The sequence below is a fragment of the Neorhizobium sp. BETTINA12A genome (genome assembly GCF_023006485.1).
Lineage (GTDB): Bacteria > Pseudomonadota > Alphaproteobacteria > Rhizobiales > Rhizobiaceae > Neorhizobium.
The window spans coordinates 1-19,457 of record NZ_JALBGW010000005.1; the positions used below are offsets into that span (position 1 = coordinate 1).

The following is a 19,457-nucleotide window of genomic DNA, read 5'->3' on the forward strand; positions in this document are numbered from 1 at the left end:
AGCGAGGTCGCGTCGCCGAGCGAGCTGGTCGTGACGTCGATGCGGCTGCCGGGGCTTGCGAAGGGCGGCAGGTTGGCCGTGACCATGACGGCCGCGACGTTCTTGGCATTGGACTGGCTGCCCTGGGTCGAGATGCCGAGGTTCTGCAGCATCGCTTTCATGGACTGGTCGGTGAAGGGAGACGAGCGCAGGCTGTCGCCCGTGCCCTGGAGGCCGACGACGAGGCCGTAGCCGATCAGCTGGTTGTCGCGGCCTGCCTGCAGTGACGCGATATCCTTGATGCGGGCGGAGACGATGTAGGGCCCATCGGCGGACGCCGGCGCGCTTCCCAGCAGGGAGACGATCACGGCGAGCGTCGCGAGGAAGAAACGGGTTCTCATTTCGCCATCACCTGGATTGTCCCATCAGCCATGACGGTGCCGCTGACCGTGACACCTGAATCGATGTTGCGTGCGCGAATGACGTCCCCCACTGCCGCATTCTCAAGCGGCGAGCCGGAGGCCGAAATCGTCATGCTGCCGATGGTGAAGGTCAGGCGAACCGCCTTGCCGCGGGTGACCGCGAAGGCTTCGCGAAGCGCCGAGACCGGAACGGTACGCCCGGCCAGCAGCGTGCGCTTTGCCACCATGCCCACGACTTCCCTGGTCTTGCGGGCATAGTCGCCGGCCAGATTCGGATTGGTCACCTGGACTTCTTCGACCTTGCCCTCGGTGATCTCTTCGCCGGGATAGATCGTCTGGGTCGGCACGACGGCCGTCCCCATGCCGGCCAGGACCGGCGAGCCCGTTGCGGCGAGAAGAGCTGCCAGGAGCCGCAAGGCCAGCCTGGCGCCAATCGCATTTTTCCGGCGAAACTTCATGTCTGCCCGTCTCCTGTTTATTATTTCAGGTTCTTGCTGACGATCGTAGCCATCTCATCGGCAGTGGTGATGACCTTGGAGTTCATTTCGTAGGCGCGCTGGGCGGAGATCAGATCGGTAATCTCGCGGACGGCGTCGACGTTGGAACTTTCCAGATAGCCCTGCTTCAGGTAACCAAAGCCCGGATCCTCGGGGGCTGCGACGATCGGCTCGCCGGATGCGGCGGTCTGCGCAAACAGGTTGTCGCCGAGCGGCTGCAGGCCGGCTTCGTTGACGAAGTTGGCCGTGGTGAGCTGGCCGATTTCGGTGAAATCCGCAGATTTGCCAACGCGGACCATGACCTGGCCGGTGCGGGTGATCTGCGTTTCGCTGACATCCGCCGGGAAGGTGATGTTCGGCACGACCGCATAGCCGTCGATCGTGACCAGCTGGCCCTGGGCATTCTTGTTGAAGGCGCCGGCGCGGCTATAGAGCGTCTGGCCATCCGGCGTCTGGATCTGATACCAGCCGCGTCCGACGATCGCGACGTCGAGATCGTTCTCGGTGTGGGTCAGTTCACCCTGCGTATGGATGTTGCGCACGGCGGACGTCTGAACGCCGAGGCCGATATTGGCACCTTCCGGCACGATCGCCTGGTTGGCCCGGTTCGGCACGCCCTGGGCACGCTCGCTCTGATAGAGCAGATCGGAAAACTCGGCGCGGGCGCGCTTGTAACCTGTCGTGTTGATGTTCGCGATATTGTTCGCGATGACTTCGAGATTGGTCTGCTGGGCATCCATGCCCGTTGCTGCGACGGAAAGCGCTCTCATGTCTTCGTCCTCAAACTCTAGATCTGCATTTTCGTGACTTCGAGATAGGCGGACACGATCTTGTCGCGCAGCGCCATGGCGGTCTGGAGCGACTGCTGCGCTTCAAGGACCGCATCTACGACTTCACGGGTGTTGGCCTTGCCCTGGATGGCCTTGAACGACATCGATTCCGCGCCCTTCAGGCTGTTCATCGTGTCCGTCGCCATGTTGGCCATGACGCTGCCGAAATCCATTCCGGTGTTCTGGCCGGGCGTCGTTGCGATGCCGCCGGCGAGCACGGAGCTGTTCGTGGAACCGACCTCGTCGATGCCGTTCGACAGCGACAGAGAACTAACGTTTTGAATTTTATCGATCATTGTCCGGCCTTCAGAAGGTCAATCGTCGCAGCGATCAGTTCGCGCGTCTGTTTGATGGTCTGGATGTTCGCGTCATAGGAGCGATTGGCTTCACGCATGTCGGCCATTTCGATCAGCATGTTGACGTTGGGCAGCTTGACCATGCCCTTCGCGTCGGCCGCCGGATGGTCCGGATCATACTCCTCGATGAACTTCGAGCTGTCGTTGCCGAGCTTCTTCACCTGCACCACGTCTACGCCGCTCGCCCTGTCGAGCTCGGAGCCGAAGGTAATCGTCTTGCGGCGATAGGGGTCCGCGCCGGGCGTGTCGCCGGTAGAGCGGGCGTTGGCAATGTTTTCGGAAACGATGCGCAGACGTGTCGACTGCGCCTCCATTCCCGATCCAGCGATCTTCAAGGAGGCTGAAAGCGGATCCATTTGCTTACCTCTTCACTAACGTCAGCATCATGCTGTGAAACGATTTCACTAGTCCTGTGCTCAATTCGTATTGGCGTTTGATTTCACCCGTCTTCGTCAGCTCGTCGGCCAGCGAGACGGTATTGCCGGATTCCTGGACGCCGATTTCGTCGTTCAGTTCCGATGGCTTGATGTCGATCTCATCGCTGAGGTCGTTGCTCGCGAAATGGCCCGGATTGGTGCGAGCCATCGGAACATGCGTGCGGTCCAGCACCGAGTTGAAAGGCGTGATATCCTTCGCCTTGAACTTCGGCGTATTGGCATTCGCGATATTGCCCGCAACAACTTCCTGACGCACCGAGAGCCAATCGGCCTGCCGGGATGCCATTTCGAACAATTGAATCGGTTGCATAGGGTTGTCTCCATCTTCTGTCTGGAGACTATGCCAGTAAGCTTGCGTCGGACTTACGGGCGCGCGCTGACGCCCGTGTCACGATAAACTTCTCCGCTCGAAGTAATGATCACCCACTTGCCGTCCCGTTGTTCGAGCGTGGCGAGCCTGCTGTTGTTGGGCAGGATCGAGCCTACCCGGACCATGTACATCCCGGAACCGTCTTCGATGAGCGCGCGGCCGTTGGCGACATGAAGCAGCCGGAAATTGCCTTTGCCCGGAAAGGGTTGCTCTTCCCGGACACTACCGGTGTTGCGGGTCTCGCCGAGCGACGAGGTGGTGGCGGTGGTCAGGGCGTCTGTCGGCTCGACGGGCTTCGGCCAGTCGTCCTTCGAACTGTCGGTCATGGCGAGAGGCGATACGGTGACGACCGAGCGAGCGACGCCGGGAGGCAGGTCGCGGGTGCGGCCGAGTGCTTCCGTGCGGATGCCGAACTTGTCGGCATTCAAGAAGACGTACCAGGGAAAGAAGGCGGAGGCGGCGGCCAGCGTGATGCCCGTCGCGACGAGGATCTTGTCCCCCAGTCGCGACTGTGCCTCCTCCGACTTCGATTGAGCCGCCACGTCCTGATTGTTCTTGTCGCTCATCGAATAATCACCTTCTTGCTATGGCCGACTGCGGATTGCCTTGCCCCGCCGCCGCCCGGAGCGCATTGGCCAGGTCCGCGTAGGCATCAAGCGTCGGCTTTTCTCCCGGCGTCTGCTTCAGGACTTCGTAGATCACCGGCACCTGCTTGATCGCCATGTCGAGATCCGGATCGCTGCCGGCGCGATAACCGCCGATCAGGCGCAGATCGCGGGTTTCTTCGTAGCGGTGCACCAGTGATTTCAAGCGCGAGACCAGCTTTTCCTGATCCTCGGTCCAGGCCTTGCGGGCGAGACGCGAGATCGAGGCGAGCGGATTGATCGGCGGATAGCGACCCTCTTCCGCAAGCGAACGGTCGAGAACGATGTGACCGTCGAGAATGCCGCGGGTCGAGTCGGCGATCGGATCGTTGTGGTTGTCGCCGTCGACCAGGATCGAGATGATCGCGGTGATGGTGCCGGTGCCCTCGACGCCCGGGCCGGCGCGCTCGAGCAGGCGCGGCAGTTCGGTGAAGACGGATGCCGGATAACCGCGTGCGATCGGCGGTTCCCCGGCCGCGACCGCGACTTCACGGATCGCATGGGCAAAACGGGTGACGCTGTCGGCGATGAACAGGACGTTGTCGCCCTGGTCGCGGAAATGTTCGGCGACGGTGATCGCCACCAGTGGCGCCATCTTGCGGAGCATCGGGCTTTCGTCGCTGGTCGCGACGATAGCGATTGACTTCGACATATGCTCGCCGAGCGTATCCTCGATGAATTCGCGCACTTCGCGGCCGCGTTCGCCGACCAGCGCGATTACCACCTTGTCGAACGCGTCGGCTCTGGCGAGCATCGACAGAAGTGTGGATTTGCCGACGCCGGAACCGGCGAAAATGCCGAGACGCTGGCCGAGGCAGAGCGGCGAGAAGATGTCGATTGCCCGGACGCCGGTCCTGAAACCCTTTTCAACGCGGCTGCGCGTCATGGACGGCGGCGCCGTATTGGCGATCGAGCGCGGATGAAGACCCCGCGCGATCGGCCCCTTGCCGTCGATCGGCTCGCCGAGCGAATTGATCGTGCGCCCGCACCAGCTCTCGTCCGGCGCGACACGAAAGGCGCCCTTGCGAATCACTGTATCGCCGATGCCGATCGGCTCGCCGGGTTCGATGGGGCAGACATAGATGATGTCCGGCTCGACGCGAACCACTTCGCCGAGATGGATGCCGGTCGCGCTGCGATGGGCGACGAATTCGCCGAGCCGCACATGTTTTGACAAGCCCGCGACCGTATAATGTCCTGCAGCGATGGTCCTGACATGACCACCGTGGGCGACGGAGAAGGCCGGATCGGCGTAACGCGCCGAGAGCCCGGCAAGCTGGCCCAGCTTGCCGCCGTTGACTGCATCGAGGATAGCCGCTTCCATCATGGTGGGCCCTCTTTCCTATCGTTTAAGCGTTGGAACCACCGAGCGTCTTGATCGCGGCGTCCAGCGAAGTCTCGCTGTCGCGCATCAGCGACGAAATGCTTTCAAAGGCGCGATTGACCTGGATGAGCTGGGTCATCTCGCTAATACCGTTGACGTTGGCCCCTTCAATGTAGCCCTGGACGACGGAATTCTTGATGCCCTCGAGAACCGGCTGCGGGGTGTCAACCGTGATGACGCCGGAGTTGTCGTGGCGCACGAAGCCCTTGGTGACATCCGCCGTGAACAGACCGAGGCTGGCCACCGGTTGTTCGTTCTGACGAATGATGCCGTCGGAGCCGACGGTCGGAGGACCGCCGTCACGGTTGAGCTGGATCGGCGCGCCGCCTGCATCGAGGACCGCGTAACCGCGGATCGAGCGGAGCTGGCCGAGCTCATCCATCGTGAAACGGCCGTCACGGGTCAACACTTTGCCGGCAGGCGTATCGATCGCGAACCAGGCGTCGCCCTTGATCGCAAAGTCGAGCGGGTTGCCCGTGCGCTGCATTTCACCCGTACGTGTCGACAGGTAGTCGTTGCCCTGGGTGACGAACGCGACCTTTGCGCCGATATCGTTCTGGGTCTTACTCAGAACCTCGTCGAACTTGACCTCCGTGGAGCGGAAGCCGACCGTGTTCATGTTGGCCATGTTGTCGGCGATCGTGTTCAAGCGACGCTCAAGCGCGATCTGGGAAGAGATGCCGACGTAAAGTCCGGACTGCATATCATTTGCCTCCGAGTTTCAGATTGTTGATCGAGATCAGAAGATCTGTTGAAATCCCGCTCGACGCGGGGGAATTGAAGACGGCGAGCGGGTCATAAGTGTCGGTGGGATTGCTGATCTCCCACATGGCGGTGAACCGCTCGAGGAACTTGTTGACCTTGGTCGGATCCTGGAAATCCTCGATCTTGACCATGTCTTCGATGTACTTGGCCTGACGATCGAGGTCGGCACCAATCATCTCATCCGGCATGCCAAGCGCGGTGCGCATGACTTCCGAAAGCGCGTCGTCGGCCAGGACTTCCATGCCGGACTTGATCGTCGGCGCAGTGCGCTCAAAATAGAGAGCCAGCCGAACGCCCATATTGTCGGCACCAGCATCCTCTTCCAGCGTCTGGCGCTGGAACTTGTCGACAACGCCTTTCTGGGCCTTATCGAACGACGTGGCGGTCGCACCGAAAGCTGCGAAATTCAGGGATTCGACCAGTTGCGCATAACGGCTGTCGGACAGCTGGTTGGCGAAATCGGCCTTGTTGTCGGTGCCTTCCGTCAGGACCTTGCGGATCAAGGCCTTGGCGTAGCCCATATCCTCGAGACCATGTGCCTTCAGCGCGTAGTTATAGAGACGCGTATCGGCCATGAAGTCGTCGATATTCTTGATGCTGCCGATCTTCGACAGATAATATTCGGTCTCGCGCGCAACTTCCGGCTTTTCGGCGACACGCTCCAGCGACTTCGACATGTCGCGACTGATCATTGCGTAGCTGGTGTAAGTCGTGATCACGGTAGCTCTACCTAAGTCCGCGGAAGCGGCGAACGTCGCTGCGGAGCCGGCAATCCGGTCCGATGGTAGGCAGAACTAGCCCCGAAGACTTGTGCGAAACTGTTCGGCACCCGCTTTTATTAGCGTCTTCACAGCCAGCCTCACGCAAGCCAGAAGCCTTATCCCCAAGACAAACGAAAACGATCGGGCACAGGTACGCGATGAATATTATTATCGGCTTTGTCATCACCGTTGGCTGTATTCTCGGCGGCTTCATGGCCATGGGTGGCCATATCAACGTTCTCATCCAGCCTTTCGAGCTGATGATCATCGGCGGCGCCGGTCTTGGCGGCTTCATCATGGCCAACCCGATGAAGGTGGTGAAGGATAGCGGCAAGGCGCTTGGAGAAGCCTTCAAGAATGCCGTACCGAAGGAGCGCAACTACCTCGACGTTCTCGGCGTGCTCTATTCGCTGATGCGCGACCTCAGAACCAAGTCGCGCAACGAAATCGAAGCCCATATCGACAATCCGGATGAATCGCCGATCTTCCAGACTGCTCCGACGGTCCTGAAGAACAAGGAACTGACCGCCTTCATCTGCGACTACGTGCGCCTCATCATCATCGGCAACGCCCGCTCCCACGAGATCGAGGCGCTGATGGACGAAGAACTCAACACGATGTTCTCCGACAAGATGAAGCCTTATCACGCGATCACCGCGATGGGGGACTCCTTCCCGGCCATCGGTATCGTCGCCGCCGTTCTCGGGGTTATCAAGGCGATGGGCAAGATCAACGAATCGCCGGAAGTTCTCGGCGGCCTCATCGGTGCGGCTCTCGTCGGCACCATGCTCGGCATCTTCCTGTCCTATTCGGTCTGCAACCCTTTGACCTCGCAGATCAAGATCGTCCGCACCAAGCAGCACCGCCTGTACATCATCGTCAAGCAGACCCTGCTTGCCTACATGAACGGCTCCGTGCCGCAGGTTGCGCTCGAATACGGACGTAAGACAATTTCCAACAAAGAACGGCCCTCGATCGACTCGGTCGAGCAGGAAATGATGAATCCTGGTGGAGAAAAGGCGGCATGATGACGTCGAACCAAGCAAACCAATCACCGGCGTCGGGCATGGACCTGGCGCTCCTCGCAAAACTGACCGGGGGTCTCGGCGACAAGAAAACCGTCGAGAAGATCAGCAGCGAATTCGCGCAACTCTACGCGGAATTCCTGCCAGACGTCTTTCACAGCGAAACCGGCATCCGGATCGGCGTCTCATATGTGAGCTGCACGTCCGGCCTGATGACCGACCTCATCGCCGATCTGGGCGATGGCTTTGCGCTTTCTGACGGATCCTTGCGCAACTGGTCCCCGAATTTCGTGCTCGGTTGCGGCAACAGCTTCGTGATCGCGCTCATGGAATTGATGCTGGGCTCGGCAGCCGACACGATCATGCAGCCGATCGAACGTCCGCTCTCGGATATCGAGCTCGACCTCGCAGCGATGGTTTTCGAGCGGATCGCCAACGTGCTGCGCTCCGGCGTCAATTCGCAGGGAGGGTTCGAAGCAAACCTTGAACGACCCCATAACGCCGAGGACAGGCCGAAATCGGATGATCTGGCACGCCCGGAATTCGGTGTCTCCATCCGCATGGCATTCGAGCTCGGCTCGGTCATGTCCGAATTTGCCCTTGTCATCCCTCAACGTGCCTTCCTGAAGACCAAAGTCACCGCTCCGCGGGCGAAGGCTCAAGTCAAGGCCAAGCAAGAATGGACGGACCGCATGAATGACCAGGTCCGCCGTTCGCATGTGACCCTCGAGGCCCGTATCCGGCTGCAGAAGCTGACGCTCGGGACGATCTCGCGGCTGGCCGCCGGCGACGTGATTGCTTTCCAGGACAAGCGCGATGTCCAGGTTCAGGTCAGTGCCAACGGCCGGGATATGTATTCTTGCGAATTCGGGCGGTCCGGCGAGCGGTATACAGTCCGCGTAAAGGATAACATCAGCACGGACGACGAGATCCTCCAACACCTGATAGGCTAGATCCGCGGCGAGCCTGCCGCCGGCGTTTTCGCAAAGGCAGGCTGACGCAAGTTTCAACGGGAATAATCACCGCATGGCTACGAAGAAGACACCTCTCACCGATGACGATTCACTGATGCCCCTCGGCAATGATGTCGATCTGGATCAGGCTATCGACGATCTGCGCGGCGTCTTGAAGACGGACGCCGACGGCGGCGTGCCGGGCTTCGATGCTGATTTCGGCGCATCCGCAACCAGCGACTTTTCGTCCGACGCCCCATCGTTCGGAGGCGGCTTCGAAGCCCAGGCCGATACGTTCGGCGGAGGCGGAAGCTTCGGCGGCGGTAGCGCTGGCCTTGGCGGTGCAAAAAGCTTCGGCGGCAACGATTTCGGCAGCTCGACATCCAGCAGTGCCGCCTATCAGGAGCCGGGCAGCGCGCTCAATGCCAATCTCGACCTGATCATGGATATCCCGATCGACGTCGAGATCGTGCTCGGAACCAGCCGCATGCAGGTTTCGGGCCTGATGACGCTCGAGGAAGGTGCGACGATCGCGCTCGACAAGAAGATCGGCGAGCCGGTTGAGATCGTGGTCAACGGACGCCGCATCGGCAAGGGTGAGATCACCGTGCTGGAAAATGACGACACGCGCTTCGGTGTGAGACTGACGGAAGTACTGAGCACGAGAAGAACCTGATCCCTGTTTGGGACAGAAAAGGAAGACCATGATGGACTTTGAGGATTTCGGTGGCAGCGCCTTATCTACGAAACCGTTGTCCAAGGCCGAAAAGGCCGCGGCAGTGCTCCTGGCTATGGGCAAGGGCGTCGCTGGCAAGCTTCTCAAGTATTTCACCCAGAGCGAGCTGCAGAATATCATTGCCTGTGCTCAGACGCTGCGCGCGATCCCGCCGGACGAACTCCTCGAACTCGTCAACGAGTTCGAGGACCTGTTCACCGAGGGCACCGGCCTTATGGACAATGCCGCAGCGATCGAAGGCATTCTCGAAGCGGGCCTGACACCGGAAGAAGTTGACGGCCTGCTCGGCCGCCGCACCGCGTTCGACGATTACCAAGCCAATATCTGGGACCGCCTGCAGGATGCCGATCCGGCATTCGTGGGCAAATTCCTGTCGCGTGAACATCCTCAGACCGTCGCCTACATTCTTTCGCAGATGCCCTCGATCTTCGGTGCGAAGGTCCTGCTTCAGCTTCCCGACAGCCGCCGCGCCGATATCATGAACCGCGCCGTCAACATGAAGGAAGTCAGCCCCAAGGCAGCCCAGATCATCGAGAACCGGGTAATGGAACTGATTGCGGCAATCGAAGCCGAACGCAACTCCAACGGCTCGAACAAGGTCGCCGAGCTTATGAACGAGCTCGACAAGAACCAGGTCGATACCCTGCTCAGCTCCCTCGAGACGATCAGCAAGGAGTCTGTCAACAAGGTCCGTCCGAAGATCTTCCTCTTCGAAGACCTCATGTTCATGCCGCAGCGCAGCCGCGTCATGCTGCTCAACGACGTCGCAGGCGACATCCTCACGATGGCGCTGCGCGGTGCGACCAACGAGATCAAGGAATGTGTCCTCTCGGCGATCAGCCCGCGCCAGCGCCGCATGATCGAAAGCGATCTGGCGGTCCAGAACATGAACCTCAATCCGCGCGAAGTGGCGATTGCCCGCCGCGCGATCGCACAGGAAGCGATCCGGCTCGCCAATTCCGGCCAAATCTTCCTCAAGGAAGAAAAGAAGGATGGCGACAAGCCGGCCGAGGCCGCCTGAGCTGCCTATTGAGACACCACAAAAGAGGCGGAGCGGGAAACATCTCGCTCCGTTTTCGTTTCAAGCCACCTTTCGCCGTTATTCTCCGGCCACCCACAGTCTTTTTGTTGACTCGATTAGCGGCTAGCAGGCGATGCGGTAACATCGCGAGCGGCGGCGGCCGATTCGTTTGAGCCACGTCCTCGCAACCGGAAGAACGATTGGTTCAAAGCCGTGTCCGACGACGATAAAGACAGTAAAACAGAAAACCCGACCGCCAAACGAATGTCGGAAGCGGCAGACAGGGGTAACGTCCCGGTCTCCCGCGAAGTGCCGCTTTTTGCCTCGATCCTGGCTTTCTATGTGTATCTCGTCTTCTTCCTTCCCTCCGGCATCGCAAAGATGGCTGAGACGCTGAAAGACCTTTTCGAGCAGCCAGATCAGTGGCGGCTCGAAAATTCGACGGATGTCGTCTCGCTGAGCGTCCATCTTGGCTGGGCCATCGCCGCATTCCTCGTTCCGGTGATGCTGCTCTTCATCATTTTCGGGCTTGGCTCCTCGTTCGCGCAGAACATGCCCTCGCTGGTCCTCGAACGCGTGCGGCCGCAAATTGCCCGTGTTTCACCGACCAAGGGCTTTGGACGAATTTACAGCGTCCCCGGCTTCGTCGAATTCGCAAAGTCGATCTTCAAGATCCTGATCGTGGCAGTGATCATGTATTTCGCGCTGCGCAGCGAATATTTCGCCTCACTCGACGCAATGTTCTCGGATCCCCAGATCATTCTCGTCAAACTGGACGCAATTATCCGCCGAATGGTGATCGTTGTCGTCATGTCGGCGGGCATCCTTGCCGTCGTCGACGTCCTCTGGACGCGGTATCACTGGTACAACGAACTGAAGATGACCAAGCAGGAGGTCAAGGACGAATACAAGCAGGCGCAGGGCGACCCGATCGTCAAGCAGCGCCAGAAATCGGTGGCGCGCGACCGTGCCCGCCGGCGCATGATCAACAACGTCCCCCGTGCGACGCTGGTGATCGCCAACCCGACTCACTTTGCGGTGGCGCTGCGATACGTGCGCGAAGAAAACGACGCCCCGGTCGTCGTCGCCAAGGGCCAGGACTTGATTGCGCTCAAGATCCGCGAAATTGCAGAGGAAAACGGCATCCCCGTTTTTGAAGATCCGCCCATGGCACGCTCCATGTTTGCGCAAGTCTCAGTGGATAGTGTCATTCCGCCAGTCTTTTATAAGGCTGTGGCAGAACTCGTGCACCGGGTCTACGCCTCCCGGTCGCAAAAAAAACGGACACGCTGAGCGTCATGAAGAAATGCACCTACTCCACCGAACGAGAAGAAATCGTCGCACAAGCAATCAGCCCGGTGGCTTCGGAACTTCGCCTGCTCGATGCCGGTGACCTCATCTCGCTTCTCCGCCTAGAGTGCCACAGCAGCCTCGCCGACCTCGTATCTTCGGCAGCGGAGCTTTATTTCCACCCCGGGACCGTCAGTTTCGGCGCTGGCGGCGATTACAAGCTCGAATGGAACGGCAAGCCGGAAGTCGTCCTCGACCTCGAAATCAAGCCGCGTGGCGTTTCGGTCTATGCGCGCCTGACACTGGCGGACCAGCTGGCGGCGCTTGAGATCGACCATATTGCATTCCAGGCGCCGTTTGAGGACCCTCACGACAACACCGCGTTCCTTGCACAAAGCCTTCAGGAAGCCAAATTCGTAAAGACCAGCAACTCGCAGATGTGAGGCTACCGCCGAAGCGTAAGAGACGCGTTCCCGGTCGGTTCGGTCAGTGGATATAACCGAGCCTGATCGCCTTGGCGATCGCCTGGATGCGGTTGACTGAATCCAGCTTGACGGTAGCAGAGCCGAGATAGGCGTTGACGGTGTGGACGGAGAGGCCGAGTTTTTCGGCGATCTCTTCGCTGATGCGACCGTCGCCGGCCAGTTGAAGGCAGGCTATCTCGCGTTCGCTCAGTGATTCCGCCGGTACGCTCCGGCGTTCGTCGAGTGCCAGCAGGTCCATGACCACCTGGCAGCTTTTAACGTGCTGGTCGATGATGACATCGCTCACCAGTTCCATCGATGTCCCGAAGAAAGCAACATAACCATTGCCGAGGGCGCCAAGGCGTACGGGGAATGCTATCCCCGAAAAGGGAACGGCGCCGGCATCCAGACGATGCGTCAATGGCGAAAATTCGCCGGCATCGGCAAAACTCGTGTTTTCCGAACCATTCCAGATCAGCGGCAGGAGTGACGTCTCGATATGGTCCAGCAGCGCCTCGCCATAAGCGCTGATGAGCTGGTTGCTGCTTTCGAGTGCGCCTGCTCCCCAGTTTTCAAGCTCGCATACGAGCTTGCGCTTGTTGGGCAACCCGGCGCCTGCGATGCGGAAAACCGCAAAATTCCGCGCCTTCAGGTTCTTCTGCATGGCGATGAGCTTCGGGAAGATGTCCGACCTGCTCGATGCGCGCTGGAGGCGCAGATACTGGATGCTTCCAGGTCCATCTGCCGTGCCGCTGCGCGAATAACCCATTGAAATTATTTTCCTAAACTAGATTGTTGCGAACGGCGTAGGCAATCGCCTCGGAACGTGTCTTGGTTGCCGTCTTGCGCATCACGCTGGTAATGTAATTGTTGATGGTGTTGCGGGATATGCCGAGGATCACGGCGATCTCGTCGCTGGTCTTGCCCTCGGCAATCCAGAAGAGGCATTCCAACTCGCGTTCGGTCAGTTCGAAATCACGTTCCGTCCTGGCATCCGCATTCTCTCCGAAACTGGAGCCGTAGGCGGCGAACAGCCCTACTTCCCTCAACCGTTCCTGCGACAGGATGATGCCGTCCAGAAACAGCAGCATCAGCGAGAAGCGCGTCCGGCCGACACAGAACGTCAGCGCGCAATACTGCCGGCTGATTTCGTCCGGCGGCACGATGTCGTCCGGCAACAGCGCAAAGCTCGGGGTCAGCAGCGAGAGACATTTTTCGAGTTCGGTGGAACGGGCGTAACCGCTCGCAAGCTCCGAGCCTAGGCGCCGGACGAGATCGAACGGCCAGTTGGACGCTACGATAAAATCGAGGCCCTGCTCCTGGATAAGGTCGTAGCGGGCCAGCAGAAAATGAGAAGCGCCGACGTAATCGGCAAGCAGGCGCATGACTGCTTGAACGTTGTTGGATCCCGCCAGAACAGAAAGACGGCGAACCAATTGCTCACGCGATAGTCCCCGGGAGCCGGCAGACTCCGTATAGGAGCGCCCCTCCGTCATCATTTCTACCCCCGACAACTCCATTCGCGATCTGCTCCCCGCCACGTGGCGCATCCATCATGAATGCGCGCGCCGCGGCATGCTGCGATTTCATACAACCCCTCTTGGGCCGAAACGATCCCGAGTTAGACGAATTCTTCAAGGAATACTGTTGGTAGCCGCTCTCATTCGTCGTCCACACCGGAATTTCCAGCCAGCCCCACCCTCCACGGGACCTCGGAAGCCATTGTACGAATCAAGGCCATTGTAGGAGACGCATTACGAATTACCATCGCCTCGACACCGGATTTCCCCAGTTGCGCCATATTGTTCACTGATTCGCTAATGGATAAATCCGCCAAGTGTGCGGCGGGGCTGAAAAGAAATGGGCCGGACAAGGTCCGGCCCATCGCAATCATATTTTCGTGATACCTTGTCACGCTGCCTTTTCGAGCGCCCACTTGCGGAGAATCTTCGCGGCGCGCTCTTCGGAGATTTCGACCATCCGGGCAAGCCGCTTTTCGGGGCCTTCCTTGACGCGGCGGTTGAAGCCCTCGTCGTCGCCACCGCCCAGCATGTCGTTCGAGCTGTCGAAACCGAAATCGGAACCGAAGCCGTCCATGAGCGCCGGGCTGCCGGTCGTAGGCGAGAAGTCGGGAAGTTCGAGACCTGCACCCTCTGCCGCTTCGCCGGTGACATTGGTGCCGCTGACGGTGCGGATGAGCGGGCGAAGACCGAGCCAGACCACCAGGAAAGCAACTAGGACGAAGGCGAGCGAGTTGATAATGCCTCCGACATTCCGGCTCAGCATGTCCATCATGCCCGGACCGCTGGAGGCCTCGCTCAGAAGCTGGTTCTCCAGGAAGTCCATGGCCGTCAGGGTGACGACATCGCCGCGGCCCGAATTGATGCCGGCCGCGGATGCCACGATCTTCTGCATCTCGGCGAGATAGGCATCGACCTTGGCCTGGTCGGCCGGCTCGCCGATCATTTTGGCGACGCGGCCCTTGTTGACGACCACCGCGACCGAGACTTTCTCGATCTGATAGCTGTTGCGCGTCGTGGCGACCGTCTTCTGATTGATTTCGTAGTTGGTCTGTTCTTCCTTCTTGTCGGACTGATCAGTCGATTTCGGGCCATTGGCACCACCCGGAGGCGGAGCGGCCTGCGGCACGTTCTGCTCGACGGTCGTGGCGTTGTCGTCCTGGGTCTGCTGCGACTTGGACGCTTCCTTGGTGGTCCGGACCGAACGTTCGACGCGGGAGTTCGGATCGAAGACCGTCTCGTTGATCTGCTGGCTGTCCGTGTTCAAAGACGCCGTGACGCTCGAACGGAAATTGTCCATGCCGAGGAAAGGCGCCAGCGCCTTATCGATATTGTTCTCGATTTCCTGCTGAACGTTCTGGACGATGCTCAGCGATTTATTCATTTCGCTGCCGCCGTATTCGTCGCCCGATGCGAGCAACTGACCGGTGGAGTCGAGAATTGTCACGTCATCGACGTCGAGGCCCGGGACTGCGGAAGCGACAAGGTGACGAATGGACGAAGTCGCCTTGCGGCCCGTCGTCGAGCTGGCCCGGATCATCACCGATGCGGTCGGCTTCTGTTCACCCCTGCGGAAGTTGCCGACATCCGGCATCACGATATGGACGCGAGCGGCGTTGACGCCGTTGATCTGCTGGATCGACCGGCCGATCTCGCCTTCCAAGGCCCGAACGCGGGTGACTTCCTGCATGAAGGAGGTCAGGCCGAGCGAGCCGACGTTGTCGAAAAGTTCATAACCGGCGTTGGAGCTGTTCGGTAGACCGCGCTCGGCCAGCAGAAGCCGCGCCTTGCTCGTCGAGCCGGCCGGAACCTGAAGGCTCGAACCGTCCGTACCGACCTGGAAAGGCATGTTAGCCTCTGCCAGCGCAATACTCACCTGATTGAGGTCGGCCTTATCAAGCCCGACATAGAGCGTTTCGTAAGCCGGCTTGTTAACGAAGAGGGCCGCCGCAATAACGATCGCAACTGAAATGACGCCGACAGCGCCTAAAGCAATAAGTCTCGTCTGGCCTAAACCGGCCAGATTTCTAAAGACTTGTGAAAATTGAGCCAACAGATTCATTCTGTTCCCACATCGCCAACTAGGTATTCGAGCCCATGCCCAGTCGCACCTTAGAAAGCGAAGCTTGTGCGAGCGTTTCGCGAGCGCAGGGATTCTGGCGACTATGGAGGACTGGCTGGGTAATCGGCCGTCATGGCCGAAACATGCATGTCAGGGCTGGCGATCAGAAGAAATCGAAATCGCCGGCTGCCTTGCTCAAAGGCTGGGAATGGCCGTGGCGCATGCCGTTGGTCAGCGCCTTCTGCATGTCGGCAAGCTTGACGAGATTGAGCGCGGTCGAGACATCGACCATCCATTCGCTCGGAATGCCGCCGGTGATGGTGTCGACGAATTCCGCAAGGCCGCGCGTCTTCTGCACGGCAAGGTCGATGCCCTGCAGGACCTTCAGGCTGTCCGGCGATTGCAGGATTGTTTCTCCGCCGAGTTCCAGAAGCTGCGGCTCGACCCGTTCGATCAGGTATGCCACGTCATGAAGCTCCGAGACCAGACGCATCAGGACTTCTGGAAGAGATTCCTCAAAGGGAGCGATTGGCGTCTTGACGATGTCGTTCATGGCTATCTTCGCCCCGAGAAATGATTTTTTTAGAAGAACTCGATTGAGCTCTCGACCGGCTTCGGCGGCATGCGTACCGGACGCTGCTCCATCGCCACGGTCCGTTGAGTTTCAGCGCCGGTCAGCGGATACTGACGAGCCCGACCACTTACCGGCCAGAACTCCAGCTTGCGCCCGTGCTCCCCGCCCGTTGAGGAGCCGACCACCGGAATACCTTCGTCCTTTAGAAATTCCATAGCGAATGCGGCATTCTGTTCGCCGACATTCGAAAAGCTGGCAATTGTCTTGGCGCCGCCAAAAATCTTCGCTTCCAACCGGTCTCGCCGGGCTCCCTGCTTCAAAAGACCATTGATCAACAGTTCCATCAGATGCACGCCGTAACGCGTCGCATCGCCGCCCGAGGCCATGGAACCGGCGGATCCCGGAAGCAGGAAGTGGTTCATGCCGCCGATACCGGCGACAGGATCGCGAAGACACGCAGCCACGCATGAGCCCAGAATCGTGGAGAGAACAGCATTCGGGTCGTTCAGGACCTTAAATTCCCCCTGGATAATATGGACACGCCTGACTGCAGCGGCGTCATTCATTTCAATGCTCCAAACACCGCTTCGATAGCGGCCTTCATCTTTTCGATCGTGAACGGCTTGGCGAGAACGTTGTTGGCGCCGAGCGATGCAGCCTTCTGAACCAGGGCACGGTCGCCCTGGGCCGTCAGGATGATGAATGCGGCCTTCTTCGTGTTCGGATTGGCGCGAACGGCCTGAAGGAAACCGATACCGTCCATTTTCGGCATGTTGAAATCCGAAATGACGAGATGGTGCGGCTGCTCGGCCATGATCTTCATGCCCTGCTCGCCATCGCCGGCAGAAGTGATCTGTTTGAAGCCGAGCTGTGTCAGGGCGTCGCTGAGCAGCAGGCGGCTGGTGACCTGATCGTCGACGATCAGAACTTTGATTTTTTCAGCGATAGACATTTATTCGGTACCTTCTTTTCGGGCAGCAGTTAACTTCAACACTTCTTCTCCTATGGAGCCTAACGGCAGTTGTTGCTCGACAGCCCCCATTTCATGGGCAACCCTCGGCATGCCGTAGACCACACAGGTCTTTTCGTTCTGCCCGATCGTGCGTGCGCCCGCGCTACGCATTCTGAGCAAACCTGCAGCTCCATCGCGGCCCATGCCCGTCAGGATGACCCCGACCGCATTGCGACCTGCCAGGTCGGCGACCGAGTCGAAAAGGACGTCCACTGAGGGCCGGTGACCGTTTACCGGCTCCTTTTCGATCAGCCGGCAACATGGCGCCGACGGATTGACCACCTGCAAGTGTCGTTCGCCACCGGGCGCCAGATAGATCCTGCCGATCTCCAGCCGCGCGCCATCGGTGGCTTCCTGCACCACAGGAGCGCAGATACGATTAAGGCGTTCGGCAAAACTTTTGGTAAACGTGGAAGGCATATGTTGAGTAATTACGGTCGGCGGACAATTTTGCGGGAACTTTTGCAAGACCGCGATAAGAGCTTCAACACCTCCAGTTGACGACCCTATAGCCACAACCTTGCGACCCACCCGGTATTCCGCAGCGGGAGAGGCGGCGATGAACGGCGTCGGCCCATTCCGGCGGGGTCCGGACCGGGCTGCAGCCTTCACCTTTTCGGCAAGATCCATGAACGGGCGGACATCGCCGGGAGCCGGTTTGCCGACGCAATCGAACGCGCCGATCTCAAGAGCAGCCAACGTCGCATTGGCACCCTGATGGGTCATTGCCGAGACCATGATTACCGGCATCGGACGCAGGCGCATGATCTTTTCAAGAAATTCCAGCCCATTCATGTTGGGCATCTCGATATCAAGGGTAACGACATCGGGGTTGAGCTGCTTGATCGCGACGCGTGCTTCCAGCGCATCGCCAGCCTGGCCAACGACATTCACTTCCGGGTCGGAATTCAGGATGGCCGTAATCAGCCCGCGCATGGTGGGTGAATCGTCAACGACCAGGACTCGTGCCGGAGCGCTCATGCTTTTCTCCCCGCGCCCTTACCGGTATAACGATAGGTGGTGATACCGATATTATCGAACAGGTTTTTGGCGTCGCCGGAAACACGCTCGGAATGGCCGATATAGAGATGTCCGCCTTCGGGCAGGAGCGAAGCAAAGCGGGACCAGATTTTCACCTGCGTCGGTTCGTCGAAGTAGATAACGACGTTGCGGCAGAAGATGATGTCGAAATTGCCCTTGAAGGGCCACTGCGCCATCAGGTTCAATTCGTTGAAGGTAATCAGTTTCTTGACGCGGTCGTCGATCTGGAACCTGCGACGCCCGCCGGCATCGACCTCGCGGAACCATTGCTTGCGCATGGCCGGCGTCATGGTTTCGAGCGCGTTCTCGTCGTAGAGGCCGGCGCGGGCCGCGGCCAGGATCTTCGGGTCGATATCGGTCGCCAGGATACGGAAATCGAGATCGGCCGCGTTGGGAAGCAGCGACAATACGGTCAGCGCAATCGAATAGGGCTCCTGCCCATCCGAACAGGCGGCCGACCAGATGCGCACGCGGCCGCCACTCTTGGCGCGGTTGATAAGACCCGGCAGAACCTCGTCGCGCAGGTGCTCGAAATGATGGTTTTCGCGGAAGAAGCGGGTGAAGTTGGTCGTCAGATGCGACAGCATCTCGCGGCGGGCGGCAGCGCCTTCGGGCGAGGCCACCAGAACGCAATAATCCTTGAAGCCGCGCAGACCCAAGGCCCGGATATGCTTGGAAAGGCGGGAATAGACGAGCGAGGCCTTGGAATCGTTGAGATAGATTCCGGCATCCGAGTAGATCATCGCCGAAATGTCGGTGAGGTCGCGGCGCGTCAGCGGATATTCTCCGCTTGCGAGCACCTCATCCGGTGATTGTCGGCTTTCTATGGCGCCCAAGGGCTTCATGCAGCGTCGCTTTCCTGGTCGGGGAAGAGGGCGTCCAACTCGATCATGCAGATCATCCGCTTATCGATGGCGAGAATCCCCCGGGCATATTGTCTCTCCAGATCGGAGGAGACTTCCGGTACTGGCTGGATATTCTCGTCGGTAATCGTAAGGATATCGGAAACGGCCTCGACGAGGAGACCAACAATCTTGGCCTTCATCTGCGCCACGATAATCACATGGCGTACCGTCGGCTCGGCATCCTTCATGCCAAGCCGGGCCGAAAGATCGACAATCGGCAGGACCGCGCCGCGCAGATTGATGACACCCATGACATAGGCGGGCGCATGCGGCAGCGGGGTTGCCTGGGTCCATCCGCGAATCTCGCGGACGGACATGATGTTCACGCAAAATTCCTGATCGCTGATGCGAAAAGCGATCAGCTCCTTGCTTCCCGGGACCAGATTTTTCACGGCATACGACATAACAA

At 59.4% G+C, this 19,457-nt stretch carries 25 protein-coding genes; 6 read left to right on the plus strand and 19 right to left on the minus strand.

Annotated features, from left to right (window positions below; genetic code table 11):
- The 10 genes from MOV61_RS02580 to MOV61_RS02625 form a co-directional block, all read right to left on the minus strand.
- A partial coding sequence (locus tag MOV61_RS02580; RefSeq protein WP_247135432.1) for a flagellar basal body P-ring protein FlgI occupies positions 1–380 on the minus strand: 380 nt, incomplete at its 3' end.
- The gene (gene flgA, locus MOV61_RS02585; RefSeq protein ID WP_038539734.1) at positions 377–859 is read right to left on the minus strand and encodes a flagellar basal body P-ring formation chaperone FlgA; all 483 of its coding nucleotides are present in this window, start codon (positions 857–859) and stop codon (positions 377–379) included. The genes flgA and MOV61_RS02580, both read right to left, overlap by 4 nt.
- A gap of 20 nt (positions 860–879) precedes the next feature.
- The gene (flgG, locus tag MOV61_RS02590) at positions 880–1,668 is read right to left on the minus strand and encodes a flagellar basal-body rod protein FlgG (RefSeq protein ID WP_038539731.1); all 789 of its coding nucleotides are present in this window, start codon (positions 1,666–1,668) and stop codon (positions 880–882) included.
- Positions 1,669–1,685: 17 nt separating this feature from the next.
- On the minus strand, positions 1,686–2,024 hold the full coding sequence (locus tag MOV61_RS02595) for a flagellar hook-basal body complex protein FliE (RefSeq protein WP_038583646.1): 339 nt from the start codon (positions 2,022–2,024) through the stop codon (positions 1,686–1,688).
- Entirely contained in the window at positions 2,021–2,440 is a 420-nt protein-coding gene (flgC, locus tag MOV61_RS02600) for a flagellar basal body rod protein FlgC (protein ID WP_038539720.1), read from the minus strand. Before flgC ends, MOV61_RS02595 begins: the two co-directional genes overlap by 4 nt.
- A gap of 4 nt (positions 2,441–2,444) precedes the next feature.
- Positions 2,445–2,831: a flagellar basal body rod protein FlgB gene (gene flgB / locus MOV61_RS02605; protein WP_038539716.1), complete on the minus strand. Its 387-nt coding sequence runs from the start codon at positions 2,829–2,831 to the stop codon at positions 2,445–2,447.
- A 53-nt stretch (positions 2,832–2,884) separates the two neighbouring features.
- On the minus strand, positions 2,885–3,457 hold the full coding sequence (locus MOV61_RS02610) for a flagellar protein (protein ID WP_247135433.1): 573 nt from the start codon (positions 3,455–3,457) through the stop codon (positions 2,885–2,887).
- 7 nt (positions 3,458–3,464) lie between these two features.
- Positions 3,465–4,862 carry a flagellar protein export ATPase FliI gene (fliI, locus tag MOV61_RS02615; RefSeq protein WP_247034092.1) on the minus strand — a complete coding sequence of 466 codons (1,398 nt, stop codon included), beginning with the start codon at positions 4,860–4,862 and terminating at the stop codon, positions 3,465–3,467.
- A 22-nt stretch (positions 4,863–4,884) separates the two neighbouring features.
- Positions 4,885–5,622: a flagellar basal-body rod protein FlgF gene (flgF, locus tag MOV61_RS02620; RefSeq protein ID WP_038539710.1), complete on the minus strand. Its 738-nt coding sequence runs from the start codon at positions 5,620–5,622 to the stop codon at positions 4,885–4,887.
- 1 nt (position 5,623) lies between these two features.
- On the minus strand, positions 5,624–6,403 hold the full coding sequence (locus MOV61_RS02625; protein ID WP_038539707.1) for a DUF1217 domain-containing protein: 780 nt from the start codon (positions 6,401–6,403) through the stop codon (positions 5,624–5,626).
- A gap of 200 nt (positions 6,404–6,603) precedes the next feature.
- Here MOV61_RS02625 and motA point away from each other — a divergent pair, with 200 nt between their 5' ends.
- The 6 genes from motA (at position 6,604) to MOV61_RS02655 (ending at position 11,913) form a co-directional block, all read left to right on the plus strand.
- Entirely contained in the window at positions 6,604–7,473 is an 870-nt protein-coding gene (gene motA / locus MOV61_RS02630) for a flagellar motor stator protein MotA (RefSeq protein ID WP_038539704.1), read from the plus strand.
- A complete protein-coding gene (locus MOV61_RS02635) occupies positions 7,473–8,423 on the plus strand; it encodes a FliM/FliN family flagellar motor switch protein (protein ID WP_038548690.1) in 951 nt (316 codons plus the stop codon). Before motA ends, MOV61_RS02635 begins: the two co-directional genes overlap by 1 nt.
- 73 nt (positions 8,424–8,496) lie before the next feature.
- Entirely contained in the window at positions 8,497–9,099 is a 603-nt protein-coding gene (fliN, locus tag MOV61_RS02640; RefSeq protein WP_038539702.1) for a flagellar motor switch protein FliN, read from the plus strand.
- Between the two features lie 28 nt (positions 9,100–9,127).
- Positions 9,128–10,180, plus strand: coding sequence for a flagellar motor switch protein FliG (fliG, locus tag MOV61_RS02645; RefSeq protein ID WP_038583628.1), 1,053 nt, complete (start codon positions 9,128–9,130; stop codon positions 10,178–10,180).
- Positions 10,181–10,393: 213 nt separating this feature from the next.
- Positions 10,394–11,473: a flagellar biosynthesis protein FlhB gene (gene flhB / locus MOV61_RS02650; RefSeq protein WP_038539697.1), complete on the plus strand. Its 1,080-nt coding sequence runs from the start codon at positions 10,394–10,396 to the stop codon at positions 11,471–11,473.
- 5 nt (positions 11,474–11,478) lie between these two features.
- A complete protein-coding gene (locus MOV61_RS02655) occupies positions 11,479–11,913 on the plus strand; it encodes a hypothetical protein (protein ID WP_038539694.1) in 435 nt (144 codons plus the stop codon).
- A gap of 43 nt (positions 11,914–11,956) precedes the next feature.
- Here the strand turns inward: MOV61_RS02655 and visR are convergent, their stop codons facing one another.
- The 9 genes from visR to MOV61_RS02700 form a co-directional block, all read right to left on the minus strand.
- Positions 11,957–12,703 (minus strand): transcriptional regulator VisR, encoded by a 747-nt coding sequence (visR, locus tag MOV61_RS02660; protein WP_051899639.1) that lies wholly within the window; start codon positions 12,701–12,703, stop codon positions 11,957–11,959.
- 13 nt (positions 12,704–12,716) lie between these two features.
- Positions 12,717–13,433 carry a transcriptional regulator VisN gene (gene visN / locus MOV61_RS02665; protein WP_247135435.1) on the minus strand — a complete coding sequence of 239 codons (717 nt, stop codon included), beginning with the start codon at positions 13,431–13,433 and terminating at the stop codon, positions 12,717–12,719.
- 412 nt (positions 13,434–13,845) lie between these two features.
- On the minus strand, positions 13,846–15,516 hold the full coding sequence (gene fliF / locus MOV61_RS02670) for a flagellar basal-body MS-ring/collar protein FliF (protein WP_247135436.1): 1,671 nt from the start codon (positions 15,514–15,516) through the stop codon (positions 13,846–13,848).
- A gap of 163 nt (positions 15,517–15,679) precedes the next feature.
- Positions 15,680–16,069, minus strand: a complete 390-nt coding sequence (locus tag MOV61_RS02675; protein WP_038539684.1) for a hypothetical protein — start codon at positions 16,067–16,069, stop codon at positions 15,680–15,682.
- Between the two features lie 29 nt (positions 16,070–16,098).
- The gene (cheD, locus tag MOV61_RS02680) at positions 16,099–16,656 is read right to left on the minus strand and encodes a chemoreceptor glutamine deamidase CheD (protein ID WP_247135437.1); all 558 of its coding nucleotides are present in this window, start codon (positions 16,654–16,656) and stop codon (positions 16,099–16,101) included.
- On the minus strand, positions 16,653–17,042 hold the full coding sequence (locus MOV61_RS02685; protein ID WP_007759259.1) for a response regulator: 390 nt from the start codon (positions 17,040–17,042) through the stop codon (positions 16,653–16,655). Before MOV61_RS02685 ends, cheD begins: the two co-directional genes overlap by 4 nt.
- Positions 17,043–18,083, minus strand: coding sequence for a protein-glutamate O-methylesterase CheB (gene cheB, locus MOV61_RS02690; RefSeq protein ID WP_038539676.1), 1,041 nt, complete (start codon positions 18,081–18,083; stop codon positions 17,043–17,045).
- Complete coding sequence (gene cheR, locus MOV61_RS02695) at positions 18,080–18,988, minus strand: protein-glutamate O-methyltransferase CheR (RefSeq protein WP_038539673.1); 909 nt, start codon at positions 18,986–18,988, stop codon at positions 18,080–18,082. The genes cheB and cheR overlap by 4 nt, the downstream gene beginning before the upstream one ends.
- Complete coding sequence (locus MOV61_RS02700) at positions 18,985–19,452, minus strand: chemotaxis protein CheW (protein ID WP_038539671.1); 468 nt, start codon at positions 19,450–19,452, stop codon at positions 18,985–18,987. The genes cheR and MOV61_RS02700 overlap by 4 nt, the downstream gene beginning before the upstream one ends.
- Between the last annotated feature and the right edge of the window lie 5 nt (positions 19,453–19,457).

Excerpts from the sequence above, each read along its gene's own strand:
- MOV61_RS02675 (WP_038539684.1), bottom strand. The coding sequence starts at position 16,069 with ATGAACGACATCGTCAAGACGCCAATCGCTCCCTTTGAGGAATCTCTT.
- motA (WP_038539704.1), top strand. The coding sequence starts at position 6,604 with ATGAATATTATTATCGGCTTTGTCATCACCGTTGGCTGTATTCTCGGC.
- visN (WP_247135435.1), bottom strand. The coding sequence starts at position 13,433 with ATGATGACGGAGGGGCGCTCCTATACGGAGTCTGCCGGCTCCCGGGGA.
- MOV61_RS02700 (WP_038539671.1), bottom strand. The coding sequence starts at position 19,452 with ATGTCGTATGCCGTGAAAAATCTGGTCCCGGGAAGCAAGGAGCTGATC.
- fliG (WP_038583628.1), top strand. The coding sequence starts at position 9,128 with ATGATGGACTTTGAGGATTTCGGTGGCAGCGCCTTATCTACGAAACCG.
- fliI (WP_247034092.1), bottom strand. The coding sequence starts at position 4,862 with ATGATGGAAGCGGCTATCCTCGATGCAGTCAACGGCGGCAAGCTGGGC.
- fliF (WP_247135436.1), bottom strand. The coding sequence starts at position 15,516 with ATGAATCTGTTGGCTCAATTTTCACAAGTCTTTAGAAATCTGGCCGGT.
- visR (WP_051899639.1), bottom strand. The coding sequence starts at position 12,703 with ATGGGTTATTCGCGCAGCGGCACGGCAGATGGACCTGGAAGCATCCAG.
- fliN (WP_038539702.1), top strand. The coding sequence starts at position 8,497 with ATGGCTACGAAGAAGACACCTCTCACCGATGACGATTCACTGATGCCC.
- flgG (WP_038539731.1), bottom strand. The coding sequence starts at position 1,668 with ATGAGAGCGCTTTCCGTCGCAGCAACGGGCATGGATGCCCAGCAGACC.
- MOV61_RS02685 (WP_007759259.1), bottom strand. The coding sequence starts at position 17,042 with ATGTCTATCGCTGAAAAAATCAAAGTTCTGATCGTCGACGATCAGGTC.
- MOV61_RS02610 (WP_247135433.1), bottom strand. The coding sequence starts at position 3,457 with ATGAGCGACAAGAACAATCAGGACGTGGCGGCTCAATCGAAGTCGGAG.
- cheR (WP_038539673.1), bottom strand. The coding sequence starts at position 18,988 with ATGAAGCCCTTGGGCGCCATAGAAAGCCGACAATCACCGGATGAGGTG.
- MOV61_RS02635 (WP_038548690.1), top strand. The coding sequence starts at position 7,473 with ATGACGTCGAACCAAGCAAACCAATCACCGGCGTCGGGCATGGACCTG.
- flgA (WP_038539734.1), bottom strand. The coding sequence starts at position 859 with ATGAAGTTTCGCCGGAAAAATGCGATTGGCGCCAGGCTGGCCTTGCGG.
- flgF (WP_038539710.1), bottom strand. The coding sequence starts at position 5,622 with ATGCAGTCCGGACTTTACGTCGGCATCTCTTCCCAGATCGCGCTTGAG.
- cheB (WP_038539676.1), bottom strand. The coding sequence starts at position 18,083 with ATGAGCGCTCCGGCACGAGTCCTGGTCGTTGACGATTCACCCACCATG.
- MOV61_RS02595 (WP_038583646.1), bottom strand. The coding sequence starts at position 2,024 with ATGATCGATAAAATTCAAAACGTTAGTTCTCTGTCGCTGTCGAACGGC.
- MOV61_RS02655 (WP_038539694.1), top strand. The coding sequence starts at position 11,479 with ATGAAGAAATGCACCTACTCCACCGAACGAGAAGAAATCGTCGCACAA.
- flgB (WP_038539716.1), bottom strand. The coding sequence starts at position 2,831 with ATGCAACCGATTCAATTGTTCGAAATGGCATCCCGGCAGGCCGATTGG.
- flgC (WP_038539720.1), bottom strand. The coding sequence starts at position 2,440 with ATGGATCCGCTTTCAGCCTCCTTGAAGATCGCTGGATCGGGAATGGAG.
- cheD (WP_247135437.1), bottom strand. The coding sequence starts at position 16,656 with ATGAATGACGCCGCTGCAGTCAGGCGTGTCCATATTATCCAGGGGGAA.